Origin of the sequence: Psychrobacter sp. FME13 (assembly GCF_014861395.1) — a bacterium.
Lineage (GTDB): Bacteria > Pseudomonadota > Gammaproteobacteria > Pseudomonadales > Moraxellaceae > Psychrobacter.
Map to the genome: position 1 here is coordinate 1 of NZ_RRYV01000371.1, position 600 is coordinate 600.

1 protein-coding gene is annotated in these 600 nt (G+C 42.8%); it reads left to right on the plus strand.

The window, feature by feature from the left end; all coding sequences use genetic code 11:
* Positions 1-506, plus strand: a 506-nt coding sequence (locus EI164_RS16640) for an IS3 family transposase (RefSeq protein ID WP_192521062.1), incomplete at its 5' end; no start/stop codon positions are given.
* Positions 507-600 lie beyond the last annotated feature (94 nt).

Below are 600 nucleotides of genomic sequence, written 5' to 3' on the forward strand. Positions count from 1 at the left end.
TATGGGTAGCTGACTTCACCTATATAAAAACAACTAGCGGCTGGGTATATACCGCCTTTATCATTGATGTATTTGCTCGCGCTATCGTTGGCTGGAAAGTATCAGATCGTATGAACACTGATATGGTGATGGCAGCACTAAACCAAGCCATTGCAGACAGAAACCATCCTAAAGATGTGATTCATCATAGTGATCGCGGCGTTCAGTACTTATCCATTCGCTATACTGATAAGATGGCTGATTCTGGCGTCATTGCATCTGTTGGCACGACAGGTGATTCATACGATAATGCGTTGGCTGAAACGGTTAACGGACTTTATAAAACGGAGGTGATTGAATATTTAAAACAGCAGTGGCAAGGTGTGAGTGATGTTGAATTAGCAACCCTTGAATGGGTCGATTGGTTTAACAAAACTCGCATTCATAGTACGATTGGCTATGTGTCGCCTTTTGAGTTTGAGAGACGATACTATGATAGTCTTTGTGAGTCAGACAAAGCTGCCTGACTCAAGCAATCCACTCTCCGATATAGTCGGGGCGGTTCAATACTGCCATATTGACGACTTTTATCAGCAATTCAAACCTGAGTTTGACGCTCAT